The 24,672-nt window shown below is 65.4% G+C and carries 23 protein-coding genes; 8 read left to right on the forward strand and 15 right to left on the reverse strand.

The window, feature by feature from the left end; translation table 11 throughout:
- Positions 1-57: 57 nt before the first annotated feature.
- Positions 58-588 (reverse strand): alkyl hydroperoxide reductase, encoded by a 531-nt coding sequence (locus CSW57_RS23415; protein WP_099384994.1) that lies wholly within the window; start codon positions 586-588, stop codon positions 58-60.
- Positions 589-614: 26 nt separating this feature from the next.
- The gene (locus CSW57_RS23420) at positions 615-1,202 is read right to left on the reverse strand and encodes a peroxiredoxin (protein ID WP_099384995.1); all 588 of its coding nucleotides are present in this window, start codon (positions 1,200-1,202) and stop codon (positions 615-617) included.
- A gap of 112 nt (positions 1,203-1,314) precedes the next feature.
- On the opposite strand from CSW57_RS23420, the gene CSW57_RS23425 reads away from it, so the two are divergent.
- Entirely contained in the window at positions 1,315-2,271 is a 957-nt protein-coding gene (locus CSW57_RS23425; RefSeq protein WP_223249466.1) for a hydrogen peroxide-inducible genes activator, read from the forward strand.
- 24 nt (positions 2,272-2,295) lie between these two features.
- Here the strand turns inward: CSW57_RS23425 and CSW57_RS23430 are convergent, their stop codons facing one another.
- From CSW57_RS23430 to CSW57_RS23445, 4 genes are read right to left on the reverse strand one after another with little or no spacing between them, the layout of a single operon-like run.
- Positions 2,296-2,751: a MarR family winged helix-turn-helix transcriptional regulator gene (locus tag CSW57_RS23430; protein ID WP_099384997.1), complete on the reverse strand. Its 456-nt coding sequence runs from the start codon at positions 2,749-2,751 to the stop codon at positions 2,296-2,298.
- Positions 2,748-3,389, reverse strand: coding sequence for a DJ-1/PfpI family protein (locus CSW57_RS23435; RefSeq protein WP_099384998.1), 642 nt, complete (start codon positions 3,387-3,389; stop codon positions 2,748-2,750). Before CSW57_RS23435 ends, CSW57_RS23430 begins: the two co-directional genes overlap by 4 nt.
- A 39-nt stretch (positions 3,390-3,428) precedes the next feature.
- Positions 3,429-5,933: a DEAD/DEAH box helicase gene (locus tag CSW57_RS23440; protein ID WP_099385072.1), complete on the reverse strand. Its 2,505-nt coding sequence runs from the start codon at positions 5,931-5,933 to the stop codon at positions 3,429-3,431.
- Positions 5,934-5,960: 27 nt separating this feature from the next.
- A complete protein-coding gene (locus CSW57_RS23445) occupies positions 5,961-6,938 on the reverse strand; it encodes a proteasome assembly chaperone family protein (protein ID WP_099384999.1) in 978 nt (325 codons plus the stop codon).
- Between the two features lie 259 nt (positions 6,939-7,197).
- On the opposite strand from CSW57_RS23445, the gene CSW57_RS23450 reads away from it, so the two are divergent.
- On the forward strand, positions 7,198-8,286 hold the full coding sequence (locus CSW57_RS23450; RefSeq protein WP_062798541.1) for an S-(hydroxymethyl)mycothiol dehydrogenase: 1,089 nt from the start codon (positions 7,198-7,200) through the stop codon (positions 8,284-8,286).
- Positions 8,283-8,909 carry an MBL fold metallo-hydrolase gene (locus CSW57_RS23455; protein ID WP_099385000.1) on the forward strand — a complete coding sequence of 209 codons (627 nt, stop codon included), beginning with the start codon at positions 8,283-8,285 and terminating at the stop codon, positions 8,907-8,909. The genes CSW57_RS23450 and CSW57_RS23455 overlap by 4 nt, the downstream gene beginning before the upstream one ends.
- Positions 8,910-8,921: 12 nt before the next feature.
- Here the strand turns inward: CSW57_RS23455 and CSW57_RS23460 are convergent, their stop codons facing one another.
- From CSW57_RS23460 to CSW57_RS23470, 3 genes are read right to left on the reverse strand one after another with little or no spacing between them, the layout of a single operon-like run.
- Positions 8,922-9,398, reverse strand: a complete 477-nt coding sequence (locus tag CSW57_RS23460; protein WP_143696606.1) for a hypothetical protein — start codon at positions 9,396-9,398, stop codon at positions 8,922-8,924.
- Between the two features lie 22 nt (positions 9,399-9,420).
- Positions 9,421-10,698, reverse strand: a complete 1,278-nt coding sequence (locus CSW57_RS23465; RefSeq protein ID WP_223249467.1) for a hypothetical protein — start codon at positions 10,696-10,698, stop codon at positions 9,421-9,423.
- A gap of 2 nt (positions 10,699-10,700) precedes the next feature.
- Positions 10,701-11,849: an SPFH domain-containing protein gene (locus CSW57_RS23470; protein WP_099385002.1), complete on the reverse strand. Its 1,149-nt coding sequence runs from the start codon at positions 11,847-11,849 to the stop codon at positions 10,701-10,703.
- A gap of 168 nt (positions 11,850-12,017) precedes the next feature.
- Between CSW57_RS23470 and CSW57_RS23475 the strand changes: the two genes are divergently transcribed.
- Together CSW57_RS23475 and CSW57_RS23480 are read left to right on the forward strand one after the other, a co-directional pair.
- On the forward strand, positions 12,018-12,719 hold the full coding sequence (locus CSW57_RS23475) for a hypothetical protein (protein ID WP_143696607.1): 702 nt from the start codon (positions 12,018-12,020) through the stop codon (positions 12,717-12,719).
- Positions 12,720-12,815: 96 nt separating this feature from the next.
- Complete coding sequence (locus CSW57_RS23480; protein ID WP_099385004.1) at positions 12,816-14,114, forward strand: DUF4192 domain-containing protein; 1,299 nt, start codon at positions 12,816-12,818, stop codon at positions 14,112-14,114.
- 9 nt (positions 14,115-14,123) lie between these two features.
- Here CSW57_RS23480 and galE read toward each other — a convergent pair whose 3' ends face one another.
- Both galE and CSW57_RS23490 read right to left on the reverse strand, forming a co-directional pair.
- Positions 14,124-15,116, reverse strand: a complete 993-nt coding sequence (galE, locus tag CSW57_RS23485; RefSeq protein ID WP_099385005.1) for a UDP-glucose 4-epimerase GalE — start codon at positions 15,114-15,116, stop codon at positions 14,124-14,126.
- 10 nt (positions 15,117-15,126) lie between these two features.
- Positions 15,127-15,810 (reverse strand): metal-dependent transcriptional regulator, encoded by a 684-nt coding sequence (locus CSW57_RS23490; protein WP_030163376.1) that lies wholly within the window; start codon positions 15,808-15,810, stop codon positions 15,127-15,129.
- A 153-nt stretch (positions 15,811-15,963) separates the two neighbouring features.
- Between CSW57_RS23490 and CSW57_RS23495 the strand changes: the two genes are divergently transcribed.
- Both CSW57_RS23495 and CSW57_RS23500 read left to right on the forward strand, forming a co-directional pair.
- Positions 15,964-17,244: an acetoin utilization protein AcuC gene (locus CSW57_RS23495; protein ID WP_099385006.1), complete on the forward strand. Its 1,281-nt coding sequence runs from the start codon at positions 15,964-15,966 to the stop codon at positions 17,242-17,244.
- Entirely contained in the window at positions 17,237-19,918 is a 2,682-nt protein-coding gene (locus CSW57_RS23500; RefSeq protein WP_223249468.1) for a bifunctional acetate--CoA ligase family protein/GNAT family N-acetyltransferase, read from the forward strand. Before CSW57_RS23495 ends, CSW57_RS23500 begins: the two co-directional genes overlap by 8 nt.
- A gap of 78 nt (positions 19,919-19,996) precedes the next feature.
- Here CSW57_RS23500 and CSW57_RS23505 read toward each other — a convergent pair whose 3' ends face one another.
- The 3 genes from CSW57_RS23505 to CSW57_RS23515 all read right to left on the reverse strand — a co-directional run bounded on the left by CSW57_RS23505 (position 19,997) and on the right by CSW57_RS23515 (position 23,006).
- On the reverse strand, positions 19,997-20,965 hold the full coding sequence (locus CSW57_RS23505) for a sigma-70 family RNA polymerase sigma factor (protein WP_099385074.1): 969 nt from the start codon (positions 20,963-20,965) through the stop codon (positions 19,997-19,999).
- A 161-nt stretch (positions 20,966-21,126) separates the two neighbouring features.
- A complete protein-coding gene (locus CSW57_RS23510; protein WP_099385008.1) occupies positions 21,127-22,629 on the reverse strand; it encodes a DUF7782 domain-containing protein in 1,503 nt (500 codons plus the stop codon).
- A complete protein-coding gene (locus CSW57_RS23515) occupies positions 22,626-23,006 on the reverse strand; it encodes a DUF3099 domain-containing protein (RefSeq protein WP_051406576.1) in 381 nt (126 codons plus the stop codon). The genes CSW57_RS23510 and CSW57_RS23515 overlap by 4 nt, the downstream gene beginning before the upstream one ends.
- A gap of 68 nt (positions 23,007-23,074) precedes the next feature.
- Between CSW57_RS23515 and CSW57_RS23520 the strand changes: the two genes are divergently transcribed.
- Positions 23,075-23,308 (forward strand): DUF3039 domain-containing protein, encoded by a 234-nt coding sequence (locus CSW57_RS23520; protein WP_099385009.1) that lies wholly within the window; start codon positions 23,075-23,077, stop codon positions 23,306-23,308.
- Here the strand turns inward: CSW57_RS23520 and CSW57_RS23525 are convergent, their stop codons facing one another.
- Positions 23,309-24,454, reverse strand: coding sequence for a YihY/virulence factor BrkB family protein (locus CSW57_RS23525; RefSeq protein WP_099385010.1), 1,146 nt, complete (start codon positions 24,452-24,454; stop codon positions 23,309-23,311).
- Positions 24,455-24,672 lie beyond the last annotated feature (218 nt).

The following is a 24,672-nucleotide window of genomic DNA, read 5'->3' on the forward strand; positions in this document are numbered from 1 at the left end:
GTCGGCCGACAACGTCGACCGGCTGCGATCGGAACGGGTGGGTTCTGTGTGTTGGATCTATCCGACGAGTACGTCGGCCGTGCTCAGTGCGGCTGCCACGCCGGCGATGATCGAAGCCACCTTGAGTGCCTCGAGAATGGCCTCGCGGTCGACGCCGGCCTCGCGCAGGGTGTTCTCGTGAGCGGCCACACAGTGACCGCACCCGTTGATGGATGACACCGCGAACGACCACAGCTCGAAATAGGCCTTGTCGACGCCGGGATTGCCGATGATGTTCATCCGCAGCCCGGGTCGCAGGTCGTCGTACTTGCCGTCGAGAAAGCCCCGGCCCCGGTAGAACACGTTGTTCATGCCCATGATCGACGCGGCGCCTAATGCGGCGTTGTACGCCTCGGCCGAAAGCGTGTCGGCCGCTTCGTCGGCGATCTCCTTGAGCACCACCGCGTTCTTGGTCGCGGCTGCGGTGGACAGGAGGGTGCCCCACAATTGCTCGTCTTTGAGAACCGTTGTGCGAGCGATCGACCCGAGATTGAGCTTGAGGTCTTTCGCGTACTCGGGCAGCGCGTTCTTCAGGTTGTCGATACTCATGTCTCACCCAATTCTTGTTGCGACTGTCAGACGCTTGCGGTCAGCAGTTCACCAGCGTTGATGGTCGGATCGCCCTTCTTCCAGTTGCAGGCGCACAACTCGTCGGACTGAAGTGCATCCAGCACCCGTAGGACCTCGTCGACGTTGCGGCCGACGGAACCGGCCGTCACCGAGACGAACTGGATCTCGTTGTTCGGGTCCGCGATGAACGTCGCACGATCGGCGACACCGTCGGCGTTGAGCACGCCGGCTGCCGATGCGAGTTCACGCTTGAGGTCCGAAAGCATCGGAAAGGGAAGCGTTTTCAGATCTTCGTGCTGCGCACGCCACTGGAAGTGCACGAACTCGTTGTCCACGGACGCTCCGAGGACCTGGGCGTCGCGGTCTGCGAACTCGTCGTTCAACTTGCCGAAGGCGGCGATCTCCGTGGGGCACACGAAGGTGAAGTCCTTGGGCCAGAAGAACACGATGCGCCACTTGCCCGGGTGGTCGTCGCTGCTGATGGTGGTGAAGTAGTCATCGGGCTGCTGGGCGTCGACCTTCGAGAGGTCGCCACCGATCACGGCCGTCAGGTTGTAGGAAGGAAATTGGTCGCCGATGGTCAGCAAAGCCATGGTGCTCCTTGGTATTCGACTAGAGATGCGAGATTTTCAGATCTTCGATGTGTGCGGACGCGTCAGTGCGCACTGAACCATCGTGCCCAAGAACGGGCGAAAAGGAAACGTGATGAGTAGCACTAAGGTGATAGGTATGGCCGATCAAAGTTATCAACCGACCATCGCCGGACTCAAGGCCTTTGCGGCCGTCGCCGAGAGACGTCATTTCGGCTCTGCGGCAACCAGTCTCGGAATCAGTCAGCCGTCGCTGTCCCAAGCACTCGCAGCCCTGGAGGCCGGACTGGGGGTCAAACTGGTAGAGAGGTCGACCCGGCGTGTTTTCCTGACGAACGAGGGAAATACCTTGCTGCTGAAGGCCATGTCCGCCATCGACGCCGTTGACTCATTCACCCACGCCGCCGCGGGAGTCACCCAGCCGATGACGGGTACTCTCCGGCTGGGTCTGATCCCGACTGTCGCGCCGTATGTCTTGCCGACTGTGTTGCGCGGACTGAGTGAACACGTTCCTGCTCTGACGGTGAGGGTGGTCGAAGACCGGACGGGCCCGTTGCTCGAAGCGCTGCGCCACAATTCGATCGACGCGGCGGTGATCGCGTTGCCGTCCGACGTACCGGGGATGATGGAGATCCCGATGTACGACGAGGATTTTGTCCTCGCCCTGCCGGCGGGCCATCCACTCGCCGGTGCACGTGAGGTCAATCCGGCTGCGCTGGCTGAACTTCCGCTGCTGTTGCTGGACGAAGGGCACTGCCTGCGCGAACAGGCCCTGGAGGTCTGCCGCCTCGCGGGGGTGCGTCCGGATATGGGCTCCACACGGGCGGCGTCGCTGGCCACTGCTGTGCAGTGTGTAGAAGGTGGCTTGGGGGTCACGTTGATACCCGCGACGGCCGAACGCGCCGAAACTGCCCGGGGTTCGCTGGCAACGGCACGGTTCGACTCGCCGCGCCCGGGGCGTCGCATTGGTCTGGTGTGGCGCGTGACAAGCGGACGAGAAGCCGAATATCGAACGCTTGCAACACTGATCGGCGACCTGATCACCGAGTCCGGTGCTGCGCGCCCCGTGTAGTTGCTGCGTGCCGTTCGAGTCCGGTCACCTCGGCGACTTCGCCGACTCCAGCGACTCCAGTGCGGCGGACAGGTCCCGCAGACCGGCGAGCGCGGCCTCCCAGCGTTCGACACCCAGGTGGCCACACAACTGCGCGGCGAGGGCTGCATGCCCCGGGTTGATCCGGTGCACGGCATCGCGCCCGGCATCGGTGGCCTCCACGAGCTTGGCCCGACGGTGGGCCGGGTTGTCGTGATAGGCGACGAGGCCTTGTGCGGCAAGCACATCGGCGGTGCGTTGCACACTCTGTCTCGTGATACCCATCGTCCGTGCGATGTCGGAGACCGTCAACGGCTCACCGAGGATGGCGCCGAGCACTTGCCAACGGGTCGCGGTCAGCCCGGCAGGCTCGGCCAATTGTTCTGCCACGGCCATGAACTGACCGTTGAGCCGAAAGGTGGTGAGGGCCGAATCGCTCAGGAGGTCTTGGGGATCTGTCATGCCTGAAGGGCCATCAGGTCGTGATACCCGGCGGGGTCGCCGCTGTAGAGCCGGAACCAGGCCGCAAGGACCTCGGGGGTATAGAGGTCGAGCTCGGCGAAGATCTCGCGGGCGAACGCCACCGGCTGCATGGCGGCGGCGGTGATGAGGTGGCCGGGCGTGCTGGTGTCGGTGACCGCTGGTTCGTCCACGTACTCCACCGCACCCGAGTATCCGGTCCACGACAACGCCTCGGCGGCATTGCTGGTGTGGCGCCGACCGTCGAGCAACCCGGCTCGGGCCAGCCCGACGGTTGCGCCGCAGATCGCGGCGACGGGAACGCCCGCGGCCAGGAACGCGGCCGCGGCGTTCGTGAAGTCGCCGAGGTCGCCGGTCATCCACGCGCCCGCTCCGGGGAGGATCAGCATTGCACTGTCATCGGGATCCAGGTCACCGATCGCGAGGTCGGGCACGATGCGCACGCCGCCCGCGGTGGTCACCGCGTCGGTGGTGGGGCCCACCGTACGAATCCGGTAGCGACCGGGTCTCTTCTGATGCTCCGGGTCGTTGATGTGCGCGACGGCATGACCGGCTTCCCAGTCGGCGAGTGTGTTGTAGACGGCGAGGTGGACGACGGAGGTCGCGGGGTCTGAGGACATGACAACATACTGTCAATATGACAGCTTGCTGTCAATCGGTCATCCGGCCTGGATGAGCAGGTCGAGCAACTCGGGTTCGTCCTCGGCCGTGCCGGGTTTGCTGTACCTGGCAACGATCGACCATCCGTGGTCACCGTCGGGGTCGTCGAGGACCTGGCGGGCAACCCACTCGTCACCGTCGGCCTCAACCGAGAACAAGGCCGGGCTCCTGGCTGCCGGCCCTGCGCCCGGAGCGCCGTACTCGTCGAAGAACTCCGCGGTCTCGTCGAACCAGTCGAGATCGGGGTAGGCGGCATGCAGTGCGGTCCAATTCCGGTTGGCCAGCAGGTTGACGAACCGGAACATGTTGTTGCGCAATTCGACTCGGGTGGCTCGAGTGTTCGGCGCCCGGCCCGGTGGCGTCACGGCCGCCAGCGGGTCGGCGATCGCCTGGTCGGGGTGTGTCAGCTGCTCCCATTCGTCCAGCAGGCTCGAGTCCACCCGGCGAACCAGCTCGCCCAGCCATTCGATCACGTCGTCGAGTTCGTCTGTCCGTGCCGAATTGGGAACACTCTGCCGCAGGGTGCGATAAGCGTCGGTCAAGTACCGCAGCACCACGCCCTCGCTGCGGGCCAGTGCATAGCGCGAGATGAGGTCGCCCCAGTCCATCCCTTGTTCGATCATGTCGCGAAGTATCGACTTGGGGCGTGGGGGAGTGTCGATCACCCACGGGTGGCCTTGCTGGTAAGTGCCGAACGCCTCGAAGATGAAATCGCGCAGCGGTCGTGGCCAGGTCACCTCTGTGAGGAGTTCCATCCGCTCCTCGTACTCGATCCCGTCGGCCTTCATCTGCGCGATGGCCGCGTCCCTCGCGACCTTCTGTTGGCCCATCAGCACTGGACGCGGATCTTCCAGTGTCGCTTCGACAATTGAGATCAGATCGAGGGTGTAGGTGTCTGAGTCGGTGTCCAGGAGCTCGAATGCCGCCAGGGAGAAGGGCGACAACGGGTTGTTCAGCGCAAAATTGTTCGGCAGGTCGACAGCCAGCACGGCGTAGCGACCCAGGTCGTCGGGTTCGTCGAGTCGCAGGACCACGCCGCTGTTGACCAGGGATCGATACAGCGACAACGCTCGTAGGATGTGCCAGCGTTGCCGTGCCCGGGTCTCGTGGTTGTCTTCGAGTAGGTGACGCATGGCCGTGAAGCAATTGCCCGGGCGGGCAATCACTTCCAGCAGCATGGACGTGCTGACACCGAACCGGGACCGCAGGGGTTCGGGCGGAGCGTCGATGAGCTTGTCGAATGTCGCCTCGCCCCAGGAGACGAATCCCTCCGGCGCCTTCTTGCGCTGGATCTTCTTGAGCTTCTTCGGATCGTCACCGGCCTTGGCGACCAGCCGGGCGTTCTCGACGTCGTGATCGGGCGCTTGGGCGACCACGAAACCACGGACGTCGTACCCGGCCCGGCCCGCCCTTCCGGCGATCTGATGGAACTCGCGGGCACGCAGGTGGCGCTGACGCACGCCGTCGTACTTGGTCAGCCCGGTCAGCAGGACGGTGCGGATCGGCACGTTGATGCCGACACCCAGGGTGTCCGTCCCGCACACCACGCGCAGAAGCCCTTGCTGGGCAAGGCGTTCGACAAGGCGTCGATAGCGCGGCAACATGCCGGCATGATGCACGCCGATTCCTGCGCGGACCGTCTTCGACAGTGTTTTGCCGAAGCCCGTGCTGAAACGGAAGTCGCCGATCTCCGCCGCGATCGCATCGCGTTCGGACCGGCTGCAGATGTTGGCGCTGAGCAGCGACTGTGCGCGTTCCATCGCGGAGACCTGGGTGAAGTGCACCACGTAGACCGGCGCCCGGTCTTTGGCGATCAGCTCTTCGATGGTCTCGTGCACGGGCCGGGTGGAGTACGAATACTCCAGCGGCACCGGGCGAGTGGTGCCGGTGATGTCGGCGGTGTCACGTCCGGTACGCCGCCGTAGATCTTCGATGAAGAAGTCGACATTGCCCAGCGTCGCCGACATCAGGACGAATTGGCTCTGCGTCAGCTCGATCAGGGGGACCTGCCACGCCCAGCCACGGTCGGGCTCGGAGTAGTAGTGGAACTCGTCCATCACCACGATGCCGATGGAGGCATCAGCGCCTTCTCGGAGGGCGACGTTCGCCAGGACCTCGGCCGTGGCGCAGATGATGGGGGCACCGGCGTTGACTGAAGCATCGCCGGTCAGCATGCCCACGTTCTCGGCGCCGAACTGGGCGCAGAGGTCGAAGAACTTCTCGCTGACCAGCGCTTTGATCGGCGCCGTGTAGAAGGCGCGGCGGCCCTGTGCGGCAGCGAAATAGAGTCCGCCGCTGGCGATGAGCGATTTACCCGAGCCGGTGGGGGTGGAGACGATCACGTTCGACCCGGCGGCGAGTTCGAGGAGCGCCTCGTCCTGGTGGGGGTACACCTCGATCCCGCGCGCACCCCACCAGTCGACGAACGCGGTGTACAGGCCGTCGGGGTCCGCGTCCCCGGGATTCGGGAAGGCGAGCGGCTGAGCCTCTGCGGACTGTGTCACCACTGCAGGTTAGGTCACCGACGGCGATCAGCCGGCAGTGCCGTCGCCCGCCTGTCCCGGATCATCGTCTGAGTTGCGGCCGCTGCCGGCATCCCCGGTCTGGGTGGCGAGGAACCGTTCCAGCTCGGCCCCGAGCTCGTCGCCGGTGGGTAGATCGCCCTCGGCAGCCAACAGCGATGCCTTCTCCTGTTGCGCCTGGCTGAAGGTGTCGTACTGCGTTTCGAGCGCGGCGACCACAGATTCGACCTCCTGGTTGCCCGACACCTCGGCGTCGACCTGGCTGCGGACCTTCTCCGCCGCGTTGGCCAGTGCGGCCGTCGGCAGATCCAGTCCGGTGATCTCGCCGAGCGACTCGAGCAACTTGTGCGACGCGGCAGGATATTCCGCCTGCGAGAGATAATGCGGCACATGGACGGAGAGTCCAGCGGTGGTCAAACCGTGCTGTCCCAAGCGGAGTTCGAGCAGCATCGACGCGCTGGCGGGGACCTTCAGTTCCGAGCCCCATCGGGGCAGCGAAGCGATCAGGTCCTTGTCGTTCGCGTGCGCGGTGATGGTGGACGGCCGGGTGTGCGGAATCCCCATCGGGATGGCGTTGAGACCGATCACGGTGGAGACCCCGAACCGATCCGACAATCCCTGGACTGCGGCGACGAACCGTTCCCAGCGCAGGTCCGGCTCGGCGCCGGAGAGAAGCAGGAACGGTGTGCCGTTGTTGTCGCGCACGGCATGCAGCGTCAGCTCGGGCATCGCCACATCGGTGAACTGGTCACCGGTGAACGTCATCAAAGGGCGGCGCGATCGGTAGTCCATCAGTTCGTCGGTGGAGAACGTCGCCACCAATTCCGATTCCAGACTCTGCCGCAAGTGGTCCGACGCGAGTTTGATCGCGTGGCCCGCGTCGGCAAAGCCCTCCAGCGCGTGGACCAATACCGGTCCGTCACCCTCGTCGCCGGTCACCTGTGGCGCTGGAAACTCGAGCTCGTAGAGCGTGGACTTGTCGTCCATGGCGAACCTCCTCGCTGCCCAGTCCTGCTGTCGTGTGGATAAGTGTTCTCCATTGTCGCCCATGATCGGCCGTTCGAACCAATCCCTGGCCGAGAGTCAGCCCGACCACGGGCGCAATGGCGACTAGTGTTCTCAACGGAGTTCGAACGGTGTCAATTCCCCAGCGAGTTCGCCGTGAGCGAAAACCAAGCAAACATTAGGGTGAAGACCGTGGCGGTCAGACCGCCCACAAACACGGTCAGTGCAGCGAAAGGCAATCATGGCAGAGCAGGTGCGTGGTGTGGTCTCGGCAGGAAAAGGGGCCCCGACCACGATCGAGACGATCACGATCCCCGATCCGGGTCCCCGCGACGTGGTGGTGCGAATCCTTGCCTGCGGCGTGTGCCACACCGACCTCGCCTACCGCGAGGGCGGCATCAACGACGACTACCCGTTCCTGCTGGGACACGAGGCCTCCGGCATCGTGGAGACCATCGGTGATCAGGTCACCCATGTCGAACCCGGTGATTTCGTCGTACTGAACTGGCGCGCCGTGTGCGGTGTGTGCCGAGCCTGCAAGCGTGGTCGCCCCTGGTACTGCTTCGACACGTTCAACGCGAGCAAACCGATGACCCTGCAAGACGGCACCGAGCTGACCCCCGCACTCGGTATCGGTGCGTTCGCGGACAAGACGCTCGTTCACGAAGGACAGTGCACCAAGGTCGCCCCCGATGCCGATCCGGCCGTGGTCGGATTGCTGGGTTGCGGTGTCATGGCCGGTATCGGAGCCGCGATGAACACCGGAGGCGTCGGCCGCGGCGACAGCGTCGCGGTGATCGGATGCGGTGGAGTGGGCGATGCCGCCATCGCGGGCGCCAGGCTTGCCGGCGCGACCAAGATCATCGCGGTCGACCGCGATGCGCGCAAACTCGAGTGGGCGACCTCTCTCGGCGCAACCCACACCATCGATGGTTCTGTGACCGACGATGTCGTCACCGCCATCCAGGACATCACCGACGGCAACGGTGCCGACGTGGTCATCGATGCGGTCGGCCGTCCCGAGACGTACAAGACTGCGTTCTATGCGCGCGATCTGGCCGGTGTCGTCGTGCTCGTCGGTGTGCCGACGCCCGAGATGACCCTGGAGATGCCACTGGTCGACTTCTTCTCTCGCGGCGGGGCCCTCAAGTCGTCCTGGTACGGCGATTGTCTGCCCGAGCGTGACTTCCCGATGCTCGTCGACCTGTACCAGCAGGGCAGGTTGCCACTCGAGCTGTTCGTCACCGAGCGTGTCGGACTGGACGACGTGGAAGCCGCGTTCAGCAAGATGGAGGCCGGCGAGGTCCTGCGTTCGGTGGTGATCCTGTGACCGTTCGCGTCGACCACGTCGTCACCTCGGGCACGTTCAGTCTCGACGGCGGTACCTGGGATGTCGACAACAACATCTGGCTCGTCGGTGACGATTCCGAAGTTGTCATCATCGACGCCGCACATTCGTCGGCGCCGATCATCGAGGCGGTGGCCGGACGTACGGTCAAGGCCGTGCTGCTCACCCATGGCCACAACGACCACATCACGGTGGCCCCCGAGTTGTCGCGCACGCTCGATACCCCGATGAAGATGCACCCGGGTGACCGAATGCTGTGGGACCAGACGCACGCCGATGTCGCTCCTGAGGAACTGGCCGATGGTCAGAAGATCGATGTCGCGGGCACCGACCTCGTTGTGATCAACACCCCGGGTCACTCGCCTGGTTCGTCATGCATTTACGCGCCAGAACTCGGAGTGCTCTTCAGCGGCGACACCCTGTTCTCGGGCGGACCCGGCGCAACCGGTCGCTCGTTCTCAGACTTCCCGACGATCATCGAGTCGATTCGGACCAAGATCTTCACGTTGGATCCGGGGACGAAAGTGCATACCGGACACGGGGATTCCACTGCGGTGGGTACCGAGTCACCTCACCTCGAAGAGTGGATCAAACGCGGGAGCTGACCTCGCGGGAGGTCAAGCATCCAGTGCAGGCGGCGAGCTGATCCTGGTGATCAGCTCGTCAACCCGATCGTGCTGCATTGTTGCCCCGCCGGACAATGCGGCCGCCACGTTCTCCAACTCGGTGACCGCGGAGCCGGCATGAGCAAGCGCGGTTTCGCGCAGTCGCGGGGGAGTCTTGGCCGCCGCTATCAGCCAATTGTCGAGATCTGTTGCAGCCAGCTCGATCCGGACCCTGGTGTCGATACGTTCGCCGTCGTACTCGAGCTTCGGGTCGGCGCGGAGCAGGGCCAGCGCATCGCGGATGCGCCGGTGCAGCCGCGCTTCCGGGTCATGCGAACCCGCCCATGCCGCAGGCGCATTGGTCGGCTGACCGGGGATGATCTCGTTCGAGCGGACCGCGCTGTCACGAATCCGGCGGGTCATGAGGAACACACCCACCGCAGCAGCGACGCACGCGAGGAGGACAACGACCACGATCGCGGTGGTCACGACGGCCTCGCGGTGGGTGTGGTCATCGCAGCGCCGACCATGCGGCGACAATCGCGATGGTGACGATCAGAGCCGCGAGCACGGCGAACGCGATCTTCACCTTGCTCCACGGACGTTGGCCCTGCACCTCACCGGTCACCCCGTTGATGAAGACCTGGAACGGATTGCCTGCGTAGACCACGGTGAGCAGCCAGATCGGCAACAGGACGTGCTTGAACGTGAGGGCGTTGTACCTGGTGTCCTTGCTGTTGATCCGCTGGTGATCACCACCGATGTCGCGACGGATCGCGTGGTCGATCCCGGCGTCGATCCGCGCCTGGGCCACCGGAAAACACTGGTCGGCGTCGTGGTCGTAGGTACGGCACAGGTGGCCTGCCACGAACTCGGGCGTGAAGGGCGTCGCCTGAGCAGTCGGCCAGGGTTCGAGTTCATGCACCTTGTCGGTGTCGAAACCGGTGTTCGCCAGAACGGCCACGTCGTCGAAGTCGACCCCCACGACACCGGAACGGTGACTCCACCGTGTGCGGGTCTCGGTGCGCCGGTTGTCGCCGCTGCCGACCGTCACCGTGTAGTTGTCGCCGCGCATTCCGGTGTAGGACGTCGTGGTGTCCGCGTCATAGGTGAAGTAGGCGGCGTACACGCTGCTGAAGGCGCCCACCTCGCGGTACTTCTTGAACTCGGTGGGGGCGAACCAGCGGCTGTTGATCCACTTCTCGATCACCTCGCGGCCCTGCTTGTCGTCGACCTGGAATGGCAGGATGCCGTCGACAGGAAGTCGTGTGGGAGCGTCGTGGATGTCGTCTCGCTGGATCGGGGTGGCACAGTACGGACACCGGGTAGCGGTCAGAGTGCCGCTGAACGTGGTCTTTCCGCCACAGCTCTGGCAGACGATCTCGCGCTCGCTCACCACTGTTCGGCCCGACGAGTTCTCCGCGATCAGTCCGCGCAGCTGGGTCATCGTGGAGGCCAGATCGTGTTCGACCACTCGCCGGTTCGTATCCAGCACGATCTGATGAGAACGACCGCAACTCGGGCACAGCAGCTGCTGTGACGCCGGGTCGAACACCAACTGTGCCCCGCAGGTGTCGCAGGGGTAGGTACGTGTCCGCTCGGTGACCTGGAATTGGGCTCGCTCGGGGTCCGATGGCCCGGGCACCGGTTGCTGTGGCGCCGTCGGTCGCGCGTCACGCGTCGGCAACGGTGGCGGGCTGAAGGACGGCGGCGCGGCGTACCCCGACGGCGAGGCGTCCGGATCAGCATGACCGGGCAGCGGGGGCGGTCCGAAGTTGTCGTCGTTCATGGCTACACCGTCGGTGTGGTCGTCGGGATGGGTGGCGGAGTCGCGAACAAGCCCGCAAGAGCGGGAACGGAGGCCGCCTGCGCCCAGCCGGGCATGCCCTGGGTCCACACCAGAGTTGCCCCGGTGAACTGACCCGACGCGACTGCACCTTGCAACTGGGCGACGGTGTAGGGGCCCGCAGGCTGACCGCCGTTGTCGATGTGGAACGTGACGGCCCCGGGCAGCGGTGGAGGCCCTTGTGGCGCAGCGGCATTCGCCTGCTGCGCCTGCCCGCCGAACTGGCCGGCCATCTGGCTGCCCAACGCCACGCCCATACCGGCCGACATCATGTCGCCCATTGCGCCCCCGCCGGGGTTCTGGGCTGCGGCGAGCATGGCGTCGGCGGCTCTGCCCTGCTGATAGCGGCCCAGGTCGCCGACGTTGTTCAGGAAGCCGCCCTCCTCGACCCCGCGGGCGACACCACGCGTCATCGCCGAGGTGATCTCGTCGGGCAGCGAGATGTTCATCGTGATGGAGTCGATGGACAGACCGAACTCGTCGTCGACGCGTTCGGCCACGAAGTCCCGGAGTTTCTGCGACAGCTCGACCTGGCGACCCTGGAGGTCGATCACGCCGAGACCGGTTTCCATGACCATGTCGGAGAACGCCAGCGTGATGACACGCCTCAACAGCTCAGAGATCTCAGCCACGTCCACCTCGCTGTCGGTCCCGATCACCTCGCGAAGAAAGATGTCGGGTTCAGCCACTCGAACGACACACAAACCGTTGGCCCGCACCTGGACCATGGTGAAATCCGGGTCGCGAACCGTCACCGGATTGGCGGTACCCCAACGTAAATCGGTGACCGGCCGGGTGTTGATGAAGTACACCTCGGAACGGAAAGGACTGTTGAACCCGTGCTTCCAGCCCTGCAGGGTGCTCAGGAGCGGAAGGTTCTCGGTGGTGAGCTGGTAGTGACCCGGACCGAAACGGTCGGCCAGTTGTCCGCGGTAGACGAAAACAGCCTGCTGACCTTCACGGACGATGAGTTCGGCGCCGTTCTTGATCTCATTGTTGTAGCGCGGAAAACGCCAGGCCAGCGTGGAGCGCGAATCATCGATCCATTCGATGATGTCGACGAGTTCACCTTTGAGCTTGCCGATGATCCCCATAACCGTTTTTCTCCTTGCGGCGTCGCCTGATCGCTGTCTTCGGTGATGTTCGCGCAGCAGTCGCCCCGGCGGCTGTCACTAGTGGGCAGTCTAATCGTGTCGTGCGCCCCCATGGCCTGCTCGCGGTGGCACAGTGGTTCCGATGAGTTGGGTGTCGGTGTGAGCCGGATGGCAGGTTTTCGAGCGGGGCGACGGGGGTTGTCCTTGCTCGCGATGGTCGCTGTCCTCGCGGTCTCCGGGTGCACCTCCGCGGTCGACGGTGAGCCCACGGCTGCACCGACGAGGTCGGCAGAGCCGAAGAACTCGAGTTCGAGCGTTGACCTCGCATCACGATCCGTCACCGCTGCGGACTTTCCGGCCGGGTATTCACCGACAGAGGTGACCGGGGACCAGTTGGGCGCCGTCGTCGCCGATACGGCGGGTGTCCCCTCGGGCGGCGGTGTCAATCCACCGAACTGCGCCCCGAGACCGTTGCCCAGTGGCGCTGGGCAAGCGGTTGCGTGGGTGGCAACCGGCGCAGGGCCCAATGCGGGAACTCTCAGCGCCGTGTCGGTTCTGGTGAACTCGCCGCTGGCCGACCTACAGACCCAGATCCGGAACTGCCCGTCGTACACAACCGACGCATTCGGTGCGACAGCCACCGTGACCACCACGATCCTGCCTCCTTCGCCCGCGGAATCCGACGAGTCGATGGCGTTCCGCCGGGTCACGGTCTCGGGGGCGATGACTCAGACGATGACCGCGCTGGTGGCCCAGAACGACGGGGTACGCGTATACGTAACCTCCCTCATAGCAGGTCCGCGGCCCGGATCGGATGGGTTGGCGCTCGACGAGTTGTACACCAAGGCGGTCTCTCGCTCGCGTGGATGAGTCGGCCGCTGTGGACAACCCGGGAACGGTGGACAACCTGGCCGAATCGGTCCTCGCGCCATCGCTTTTGTCGCCGGGTGACCCGAACATCGGTGCATGACATCTGACAGCTACTCGACATCGGTTTCTGGCCCGGGAGCATTGATCACCGCCATCCCGGCCCTCCTCGGTTTCATCCCGGAGCGTTCCTTGGTCCTCATCACCCTCGACGGGGACGGTGGCGAGATCGGCACCACCATGCGACACGATCTTGTGCTCGATGACAAGGGGCGTCCGACCTCGGAGATGCTCGCGCTCATCGAGCACCTCGCGCACGTATGCGAGTCGTACGAAGCACAGCTTGTGATGGGGGTCGTGATCGACGGCGCCCATCCGGCCGACAGCCCCCACTATCGGTGCCTGTTCGCGATCATCGATCGGCATCTGGCCGCGGTCGGCGGACTGTACGGCGGTTTCGTGACGCCCGCCATCACATCAGGTTCTCACTGGACAACGATGTGGGACAACAGGTCCGACGCACAACAGGGGAGCGGCCCGGCCACGGGTGTGGTGGGTGACCCGACGATCAGCCCGGTGGCCATCGCACGTGCCGTCAAGAACGGCAGGCGAGTACTGATGACCCGCGACGAGATGGTGAACAGTTTGTCAGCCCTTCCGCACTGTGCGGATCCGGCCTGTGACGCCCACGCCGTGGCTGCCGACGATGACAGGGCGTACTGGCGGATCCACGACGAACGCGCTGAGAGTGCGCTGTTCGGCACAGGGGAGGACGACGAGCTGGAGCCACAGGACTGTGGTCGAGTGGACGACACCGCGCACTGGGTGAACCGGGTCCCGCAGTCGCTGGACCAGACGACAGTCGCTCCATCGACACTGCGACAGTGGGCCGAGTCGGCGGCGCCGCAGCGAATTGCCTTGCCGACCTTGGTCGATGGCCTGCGCCGGCTGCAGGAGAGCCTCGACCTCGAGAGGGCCCTGGACGTGCTCGAGGACGGTCGTGAGCTGACGTGTGCCGATCTCCGGTTCTTCGACAAGGCCCTTCGCGAGTTCTACGTGCGCGACTCACTGCTGGCGTTGGCGGTCACCGACCGATGGATGGACGCCGAACGCGCGTGGACGCAGGCTGCTCGCCGGCTCCGCGGTCGTGGACAGGCATCTGCGGCTACTTTGCTCGGGTTCATCTACTACGTACACGGCAACGGGGCGATGGCAGGCACCGCATTCGACGTCGCGTTGCGTGCCTGCCCGGACTATTCGATGGCGGTGCTGTACAGCGATGCCCTCGTGCGGGGGATCCCACCCAACAGGATCAGCGAATGCGCCGAATCAGGATTCATCGTCGCCCGGTCACTGGGCGTGACACTTCCGGACCCCGTGATGCGGCCGGCGGCCTGAGAACGGACGTCATCGAGCGGCGGCGGCCGCCGAGTGCGCTCGATCGCCGAGGGTCCGCGTGAACTCCCAGGCGTCGCTGACGATGACCGGCAGGTCCGTCTTCTCGGGGTACCACCCGAGGTCGGCGATGGCCTTGTCGCTCGAGGCGATCAGGACAGCGGGGTCGCCGGCGCGACGCGGCGCATCGACGACGGGGATGTCGAGACCCGTCACCTCGGCACATGCCGAGATGACTTGCCGCACAGAGAATCCCGTGCCACTGCCCAGGTTGTAGATCGCGTGACGTCCGGCGATTGCCGATTCGAGCGCCAGCACATGTGCCTGCGCCAGGTCGTACACGTGGATGTAGTCGCGAATCGCCGTGCCGTCATCGGTGTGATAGTCGGTACCGAAGACCTTGATGTGGTCGCGGTGTCCGAGGGCGACCTGAAGGATCAGCGGGATCAGATGCGTCTCGACCTGACGATTCTCGCCCGCGCCGGCATGAGCGCCCGCAACGTTGAAGTACCGCAAGCTCATCGCAGCCAGTCCGTGCGCCGCCGCGTAGGACGTGATGGCGTGGTCGATGGCCAGTTTGGTTGCGCCGTAAGGGTTCGTCGGTCGAGTCGGTGAGGACTCGAGAATCGGCACCGACTCAGGTTCGCCGTAGGTGGCGGCGGTGGAGGAGAAAACCAGTCGCGGAGTTCCCGAAATCCGAACCGCCTCGAGGAGGGCCAATGACTCGACCACATTGCCGTACCAGTACTTTTCGGGTGACTCGACCGATTCGCCCACCAATGACTGCGCGGCAAAATGGAGTACGCCGTCAAATGAGTCGGAGCCGAGTACTCGCGGCGCGACCTCACTCACGTTGCCCTGGATGAACGCGGCGTGGTCGGGCAGGGCATCGACATTGCCGGTGGAGAGATTGTCGATGATGGTGACGTCGTGGCCGTGCTCGATCAGCACCCGAGCGCAGACGCTACCCACATAACCGGCTCCGCCGGTGACCAGAAGCTTCATTGCGGTGCGTTCAGACCTTCTCGACCTGCAGCGAGTGGGCCATTTCCTCGGACAGTGTCAGACCTTCGTGTCCCGGGGTGATGATGACAATCGCGCCGGGCTTCACCGACACGGTCACCCGCGCGTTGGGCACCACACCGGCCTCACGGAGCTGGCTGATCAGTTCGATGTCCGACTGGGCGTGCTCGGACAACCGTCGAACGATCACGGCAACCGGTTCGCCCTGCGGGAGCTCGGAGATGCGCGTCATCGGTCCGGGAGGTGCCATGTCCTCGTAGCCCAGCAGGTCCAGGCCGGGGATCGGGTTCCCGTACGGCGAGGTGGTCGGGTGGTCGAGGACCTCCAGTAGACGTCGCTCGACGTTCTCGCTCATCACGTGTTCCCAGCGGCATGCCTCGGCGTGCACGTCTTCCCACGGCATGCCGATCACGTCGACCAGCAGCCGCTCGGCGAGCCGGTGCTTACGCATCACCGACACGGCAAGGCTGCGGCCTTTGTCGGTCAGCTCGAGGTGGCGGTCACCCGCAACCATCACCAACCCGTCGCGTTCCATCCGTGCGACGGTCTGTGACACGGTCGGGCCGCTCTGTTCCAGTCGCTCGGCGATACGGGCTCGCAGCGGAACGATGCCTTCTTCCTCGAGGTCGTAAATCGTCCGGAGATACATCTCGGTGGTGTCGATCAGTTCGTTCACGATCCCCATCCCTTTCGTCCTCTAGTAAGGTTACCTGTACGAGTGGGTGGTAGCGGTAGCGCGGGGCGACGGGGCGCGATACGCCCGTGCCCTCGTCCGGGTGAACCAGGCCGACAGGGCCCCACTGCGCATCAGTCGAACTAGGCTCGCAGCATGAACAATGCTGTCGATCGACCCGGTGCGGAGCCGGCCGCGGTGATCTGGAGCGACGACTTCCTCGGATACCGATGGACGGCGGCGCATCCGATGAACCCGGTACGGCTGGCCCTGACGATGTCTCTGTCGCGGTCGCTCGGGGTGCTCGACGGTGTCGAGACCACGCCGCCGATGAACGTCGACGACCGGCTGCTGCAGACCGTCCACACCTCGGCTTACCTCGACGCGGTGCGCAGCGCTTCCGCGGTCGACGACTACGTCGGCGGCGCAACGCATTTGCTGGAGAGACTGTTCGGGCTGGGTAGCACTGACAACCCGATCTTCGAGGGAATGCACAGCGCCGCCAGCGTTCTCGTCGGCGGCACCATGGCGGCCGCCGCGGCAATCGCGTCCGGCTCGGTACGTCGAGCGGTGAACATCGGTGGGGGCATGCACCACGCGATGCCCGGTCACGCGGCGGGTTTCTGCATCTACAACGACTGCGCTGTCGCCATCAGGTGGCTGCTCGAGCAGGGGTATGACCGCATCGCCTACATCGACATCGACGCGCACCACGGTGACGGTGTGCAAAAGGTCTTCGCCGCGGATCCCCGCGTTCTGACGGTGTCGTTGCACCAGCATCCGGCGACGCTCTGGCCGGGCAGTGGGTGGCCGGAGGAGGTGGGGGAGCAGGACGGCAGGGGCACCGCGGTCAACATCGCGTTGATGCCCGAGACCACGGACAAGCTGTGGCTGCGCGCGTTCCACGCCATCGTGCCCGGGATGCTCGAGAGCTTCCGCCCCCAGATCATCGTCAGCCAGTGCGGAGTGGACAGCCACCGGCGTGATCCGCTGACCGACCTGTCGCTGACGATCGACGGCCAGCGCGCCGCGGTCCTGGCCATGCGTGACCTCGCCGACACCTACGCCGAAGGGCGTTGGCTGGCGGTCGGCGGTGGCGGGTACGGCATCGTGGACGTGGTTCCGCGCAGCTGGACCCACCTCATCGCTGCGGTCACCGGACACGACATCGACCCGGTGACAGCCATCGATGAAAGCTGGTGCCGCGCAGCGACAGAGGAGACCCAAGCGCTCGACGAAACGCTGCGCGGCGATCCCGTGAACAGCATGACCGACGGGGGCGACATCGACTACCTGCCGTGGGACGGTGATGGTGGCGGGCCGCTGATGGCGGGTGTCACCGATGCCGCCCAAACCCGAACAGACGCCACCATCATGGCCACCCGCCGAGCGGTGTATCCGCTGAGCGGACTCGATCCGGAGGACCCCCGTGACTGACACCGTGCCACCCGATCAGCGGGGCCCCCACGACTACCCGCGTCACTGGATCGCCGATGTGCTCGCCAGCGACGGCGGCGTGGTCCATCTGCGCCCGATCGTTCCCGAGGACGCCGACCGTCTCGTCCGCTTCCACTCGCGGCTGTCCGAGCGCACGCGCTACCTGCGCTACTTCGGGCCGTTCCCGCAGATCCCGCCTCGCGAACTCGCGCGGATGACGACCGTGGACCACTACAGCCGTGTCGCGTTCGTCGGCATGCTCGGCGGCGAGATCATCGCCATCGGCATCTACGAGAGCCTGGCAGCCGACGGTAAACCCGGGACGGCCGAGGTTGCCTTCGTGGTCGCCGACGAGCACCAGGGGAGGGGACTGGGCCCGATCCTGCTCGAACACCTCGCCGGTGCCGCCGCAGAATGCGGATTCGAAAAGTTCGAAGCCGAGGTGCTGGCCGAGAACCCGAACATGGTGGCGGTGTTCCGGGACGCGGGATATCAGCTACGACGTAGCTTCGACGGCAGCACCATCCACGTCGAATTCACCATCGACCCGACCGAAGCCCTGCTGTCGGTGCGCAACGCGCGCGAGCGCGGATCAGAAGCCCGAAGTGTGGCAAATCTGTTGCGGCCGACGTCGGTTGCGGTCATCGGCGCTTCCGTGGACAGACTGAAGGTCGGCAACGCGGTGCTGGCGAACGTGATCGCCGCGGGGTTCACCGGGCCCGTGTATCCGGTCAATTCCGAGCACCGGGCCGTGCGCGGCATCCGCGCCTATCCGACGGTGCGCGACATCCCGGATCCTGTGGACCTGGCCATCGTCGCGGTTCCGGCCGACGCGGTCGAGGACGTTCTCGACGACTGTCTGTCCAAGGGTGTCAAGACGATGCTCGTGCTGTCCTCCGGATTCAGCGAGACCAGCGATTCCGGGCTCGAATCCGAGCGACGTCTGGTCGAGTCCGTCCGTGAGCACGGAATGCGGCTGGTGGGGCCCAACGCCCTCGGTGTGGCAAACACCGATCCGGCTGTCGGTCTCAATGCCACACTGGCGCCGTTGGTTCCCGGGCGAGGTGCGGTCGGCTTCTTCTGCCAGTCGGGCGCCCTCGGCATCGCGATCCTGGACGCTGCCGCCCGACGCCAACTGGGTTTGTCGACGTTTGTGTCGGCAGGTAACCGTGCTGACGTGTCCGGTAATGACCTGCTGCAGTACTGGGACAGCGATCCGGACACCGAGGTGGTGCTGCTGTATCTGGAGAGCTTCGGTAACCCCAGGAAGTTCACCCGCCTCGCCCGGCGGGTGGCAAGCGGCAAACCGGTTGTCGCGGTCAAGTCGGGCCGCGGTGCCGTGCCACCTGCGATGGCCGCTGCCGACCACTCGCTCGACGACGAGAGCACCCGGGCCATCCTCGCCCAGTCCGGCGTCATCCAGGTGGGCACAATATCGGCGCTGTTCGACTGCGCGACGGTCTTCGCCTACCAACCCCTTCCGCGTGGTCCCCGGGTCAGCATCGTCGGCAACTCGACGGCGCTGGGAGTGCTGGCACAGGAAGCCGGTAGCCACTTCGGCCTCGAAGCGGTTCAGCGGGTCGATCTCGGGCCCGGTGCATCCCCGGAGGAGTTCGAGGCCGCCGTTCGAACGGCAGCCGCCGACGACGGGGTGGATGCGTTGATAGCCGTGTTCGTCCCGCCGGTGGCAGTGAGCGTGGACCGGTACGCCCAGGCGTTGATGACCGGGATGGCCGACTCCGACAAACCGGTGGTGACCACCTTCCTCGCGGTGGAGGGTATTCCGCAGAACCTCACCGTCCTCGGACCACACGGAACACCCGCACGCGGATCGATCCCGTCCTATCCAGGGCCCGAGCGGGCCGCCGAGGCACTCGGATATTCGTGGCGATACTCGCAGTGGCGGTCGCGGCCACCGTCCCAGGTCCGCCGGCCTGCCGATGTGGATCCCGACACCGCTCGCCGTCTCGTCCGGGAGGCCGTCGACGCACAGGGTGGGGACGTCACCGAGCTCGACGACGCGGCAACCGCCGAGGTGCTCGCCTGCTACGGCATCCACATCGTCCCCTTCCGGGAGATCAACAGCGTCGAGGAAAGCGTCGCGGCTGCGGACGAACTCGGGTATCCCGTTGCCGTCAAAGCGTTCTCGGAAGAATGGCGAGGCCGAGCCGATCGCGAGGGTGTGCGCCTGGATCTACCCGACCAGCATGCGGTACGGCTCGCGGTGGTGGAGCTGGGTGAGGTGACCGGCGAATCCCGTCTGCACGTCCAGCAGATGGCACCCAAGGGGATCAGCACGGTCATCAGGGTGCGCGACGACCCGTCGTTCGGGTCGCTCATGTCGTTCGGACTGGCCGGCGTGACAAGTGATCTGCTGGGAGACAGGGCGTATCGGGCCTTGCCGCTCACCGAGAGCGACGCCGCCGACCTGATCGAGGCGCCGCGGTCGGCGCCACTGTTGTCAGGCTACGGCGGTTCAGAGCCGGTGAACAAGGATGCGCTCATCGACCTGGTCACCCGTATCTCGGCCCTGGTCGACGACATCCCCGAGGCACGCGAGGTGGTGTGCGACCCGATCCATGCCACGCCGGGTGGGGTGGCCGTGCTCGCGGCACGCATGCACGTGGGGCCCGTTCCCACCAAACACGATTCAGGTCCCCGCCGTCTGGGGTGATACGCGATCCATGACGAGAAAAGCCGCCACCGATGAATCGGTGGCGGCTTTACGCTCGAGTGAAGACGTACGGCGCGATCAGCTCGCGTAGGCGCGGAGCCGCTCGGCGCGTTCGCCCTGGCGCAGCTTCGACATCACTTCGCGCTCGATCTGGCGAACACGTTCACGCGACAAGCCGAACATCCGCCCGATCTGATCGAGAGTGCGTGGCTGGCCATCGTCGAGTCCGAAGCGCAGGCGGATGACCTGCTGCTCACGCTCGTCGAGGGTGGAGAGCACCGTGCGCACGTCGGTGTGCAGAAGACCGGCGATCACGGCATTTTCCGCGGAGGTGGCCTCCGCATCCTCGATGAAGTCGCCCAGGGGAGCTTCTTCGTCGCTGCCGACCGGCATGTCCAGGCTCACCGGGTCGCGGCTGTGGTCGAGCAGATCGGCGATCTTCTCGGCCGGGATGCCCGACTCCGACGACAGCTCCTCGTCGGTGGCCTCACGGCCGAGCTGCTGATGGAGTTCGCGTTTGATGCGCGCCAGCTTGTTGACCTGCTCCACCAGGTGGACAGGGAGCCGGATCGTGCGGCTCTGGTCGGCCATACCGCGGGTGATGGCCTGACGGATCCACCAGGTGGCGTAGGTCGAGAACTTGAAGCCCTTGGCGTAGTCGAACTTCTCCATCGCTCGGATCAGACCCAGGTTGCCTTCCTGGATCAGGTCGAGGAGCGGCATGCCGCGGCCGGTGTAACGCTTGGCCAGCGAGACCACCAGGCGGAGGTTGGCTTCGAGCAGATGTGAGCGGGCCGACTCACCTTCACGGACCAGTTGGGCCAGATCGCGCTTCTTGACCGCGGACAGACGCCTGCGGGTGGCCAGGACATGCTTGGCGTAGAGGCCGACCTCGATCTGCTTCGCCAGTTCGACTTCCTGCTCGGCGTTCAGGAGGGCGGTGCGGCCGATACCGTTCAAATAGACGCGGACCAGGTCCGCGGCCGGGCTCTGTGCATCCAGGTCCTGTTCGGTCATTGCCGGACGGATGGTGGTGGGGCTGGACATGTCGGCCTCCTCGAGTGCGATTGTCTTCACAGAGTTCAACGGCTGAGCCTCACCAGATAGTTCCGCGACGTGTTCCCGCGCTGGATGCCCTGACCTGCGTCTTTTGCGAAGGCGGTCTGAGAAGTTACTGAGAGTGAACTGAGCTTTCCCGGCAGAGCCCGCTACATCCCCGCAGGGACGACGATTCCGTGACGCACCAGACCCTCGATCAACGCGTGCACATCACCCGGATCCAGGGGGTCGGACCCGGTGGCCATGGCGAGCAGCTCGGCCACCTCATCGAGGCACAATCCGTCGGGCCGAAGCCCAGCCAGCAGGGATCGGCCGAGTGCATCTATCTCGTGACTCCACCGGGGTCCGTCTCCGCGGTGGATGCGGGTGGCCACGTCCTCCCAGCCGTCGTCGCCGGTCAGCGTCGCGACCCGTTCGAGCGCGGCGCCCCCACGCACGCTGAAGCGTTCCTCACCCAGATCGTGCTGGCGTAACCACGCGACCCGACGCAGATACTCGGCCGCCTCGGGGCCGAGTGGGTCGTCGAACGCCTGACTCATCTCTTCGGCCAGCAGGTCGGTGGGCTCATCGGTGCGGCGCAGGAAGACGAAGCCGAAACCGATGCCCAGGACACCGGCATCGTCCAGATGGCTCAACCATCGGTCCGCCAACTCCGCAGCCGCAGGATCGCGCAGGTCATGCCCGGCGTCGCGCAGCCACGTGCCGACATAGAGCGCCGGATCGGCGACGTCGCGCTGGACCACCCACGCGTCCACACCGTGGTCTGGGATCCACTGCGCGACCCTCTCGCGCCAGTCGTCGCCGCGGATGGTCCACGACGCCAACATCGAGGCAGTGCCGCCCTCGGCGAGGAAGTCCGGTGCTGTTCGGCACATCAATTCGCTGGCACCGTCGAGGTCGAGGCCGGAGTCGCGGTACGAATGCGTCACGGACGGGAGACCCACCACAAACGGCGGGTTCGCGACGACGTGGTCGAAACGCGATCCCCCGACCGGTCCGAACCAGGCACCACGCGCCACTGAGACCCGTTCGGGCGCGATGTCATTGATGGCCACGCCGGCGCGGGTCATCGCCAGTGATCGCCCGGTGATGTCGGTGGCGGTGATGTGACGAGCGAAGTCGGCAGCATGGATCGCCTGCACACCACAGCCCGTCCCGATGTCGAGAAGTGTGCCGACCGGCTCGGTTGCCGTCGCTCTGAGCAGTGACAACGACGCCTGCCCGACTCCCAGGACATGATCTTCGGTGATGGCGATCCGCCGCATGCTGCCGTCGAGGTCGGAGAACAGCCAACGCGACCCCGTCCCGAAATCCACTGGCCGGACATCGATCGCGGCTCGCACACCGCGACCGTCGTTATCGAGCATCCCGACGCGCACCGCATCGTCGACCGACACGGGCTTCAGGGCAGCAGCCACGTCGCCCACCGGGCACGTGTCCCCCAACAACAGCAGCCGGATGAGGACGCCCAGCTCACCCCCGTCCGCGCATGCACGGCGGACCGGTACGGGTTCGCCGCGACCTAGCGCATCATGCGCGTCGGTTCCCAGTAGGTTCAGGATCCCGTCGGCGGTGTAGTCGGTGCGGAGGAACGCCGAGCGCAGACCGGCCGCAATGGACGCCAGGTCCTCGACGGATCGAGCGGTGCTCACTCGCGTCGTCGGTCGAGCCCGTTGAAGGTGGCCCCGTCGGTGAGCTGCCGGTGATTGTCCGGGCCGTACTTGTACTGGGGTACCTCACCCTTGGCGCGAGGCGGTCGATCATTGGCGATCAGGACCGCCACCCACGGGATGGGAATGGACAGCACGATGATCCCAAGTGCCAGCAGACCGTTCTGGGTGGCGCCATAGACGAGCCCCGCGATGACAAGCGCCGGAACGCGAAACGCCATCAGCGTCAAGTATTTGCGTACTCGAGTACGGTGCTGCTCCTCCAGGGACGTCTGCGCCTGGGTGATCAGATATGTCTCGGTCGCGTGCTCTTTCGGACCCACGGCTCCACTATCCACCTTTCCTGGCCGGACAGCCACCGTGCGCGGTGTGACCCCTACGGCACGCCCGTTGGCCGACACCGCCGCAGCGATGCAGAATTGAGCCCATGGATACGCAGACCGTCGAACGCCCCGATGTCACCACCGATGAGACCACCGAAGACGACACCCCGAAGTTCTTCCATTACGTGAAGAAAGACAAGATCGTCGAGAGCGCTGTCATGGGCAACATCGTTGTCGCGCTGTGCGGCGAGACCTTCCCCGTCACCAAGTCGGCGAAGCCCGGGTCCCCGGTGTGCCCGAAATGCAAGAAGATCTACTCCCGCATGAAGAAGGACTGACTACCGCTCACTGTCGAGGGGGCGGTCCGGGGCTGCGGCCTGGGGCGACTGCGGCGGTTCGGTCGTCTCGAGATCCGGTTTGCGGATCGGGCCCGTAGGCAGTCTCTTCGGAACGGTCTTGAGCTGGTCGGTGATGTCGCTGGTCTGCGCCGAGACCCAGTCGCGTACCTGATCGATCTTGCTCGGGTTGGCGGGCCACGTCTCCTGCACGATGGCGTTGAACTCCGCGCCGATCACGATGGCGAATCCCAGGAAGAACGTGAACAGCAGGAACGCGATCGGCGTGGCCAGCGCCCCGTAGCTGTACCCGGTCTGGGTGATGATGGACAGGTACCAGCGCAGTACCGCGCTGGCGAGCCAGAACACCGCGCCGGCGAGGAGCGCACCGCACAGCAGCCGGTGCCACGGCAGTGGATTGGCCAAGGCAACCCGGTAGAGCGTGGTCAGCCCGATCAACAGCAGGACCGCCACAGCCGGGAAGTAGCCGTAGTCGACCAGCTGTGAGCCGGTCTCGCGCCACGCATCGGGCACCACCTGACGCACGTACGTGGGGCCCAGGGCAACCAGCGGCAGCGTGAACACCGACAGGATGAGGAAGCAGACGTAGAGCCAGAGGGCGAACAGACGTTGGGTCACCGCATGCCGGACGTTGTGTTGACCGTGGGCGACCACGATGGAATCGACAAAGCTGGACATCGCCGAGGACCCGGCCCACAGTGACAGCAGGAACCCGAGAGAGATGACTTCTGCGCGACCGCTGACGAGGACGTTGTCGACGGTGGGGGTGATGATCTCGTCGACCACGTTCTGGCTGAACGTACGGTCCGCGAAGCCGATGATCCGGTCGGAGATGATCTGTTCGGTGTTCGGGCCGAACCAGCCTGCGATGTAGCCGAGACTGCCCAGGATGCCCAGCAGCAGTGGTGGCAAGGACAACGTCTGCCAGAACGCGGCCTGCGCGGACATGGCAAAGATCGAGTCGTCCCACGACTTCGTGATCGTGCGCCAGAGCAGCCGGGGAATCGTTTTGAGGACCGGTGGCCGCGACGCCGGGGCGTCGCGGGGATCTGCGTGAGCGCCGCGCGCCGGCTTCTTCGGGGCGGGTTCGGATTGGGGATCGTTTGGAGGAGCGATGGTGTCCAGCATTGCCGAAGTTCGGATGCGATGCGTGATGCCGCGCCGCCGCCGCGGTCGCTCGCACGGCTGCGGGCGCGGTAACATTTTGCCGGTGCCCGACGGACCCGTGCAGTGGCCGATCTGCCCCTCGGCAGGGCACCGACCGTCCGACCAGCCCGGACGGGTGGAATCCGATTTCATCGCAGCTAGGAGTTGTGCCCTGTCGTGACCCGACCTTTTGCCGCCAC

The organism is Williamsia muralis (assembly GCF_002735905.1).
Taxonomy (GTDB): domain Bacteria; phylum Actinomycetota; class Actinomycetes; order Mycobacteriales; family Mycobacteriaceae; genus Williamsia; species Williamsia muralis_A.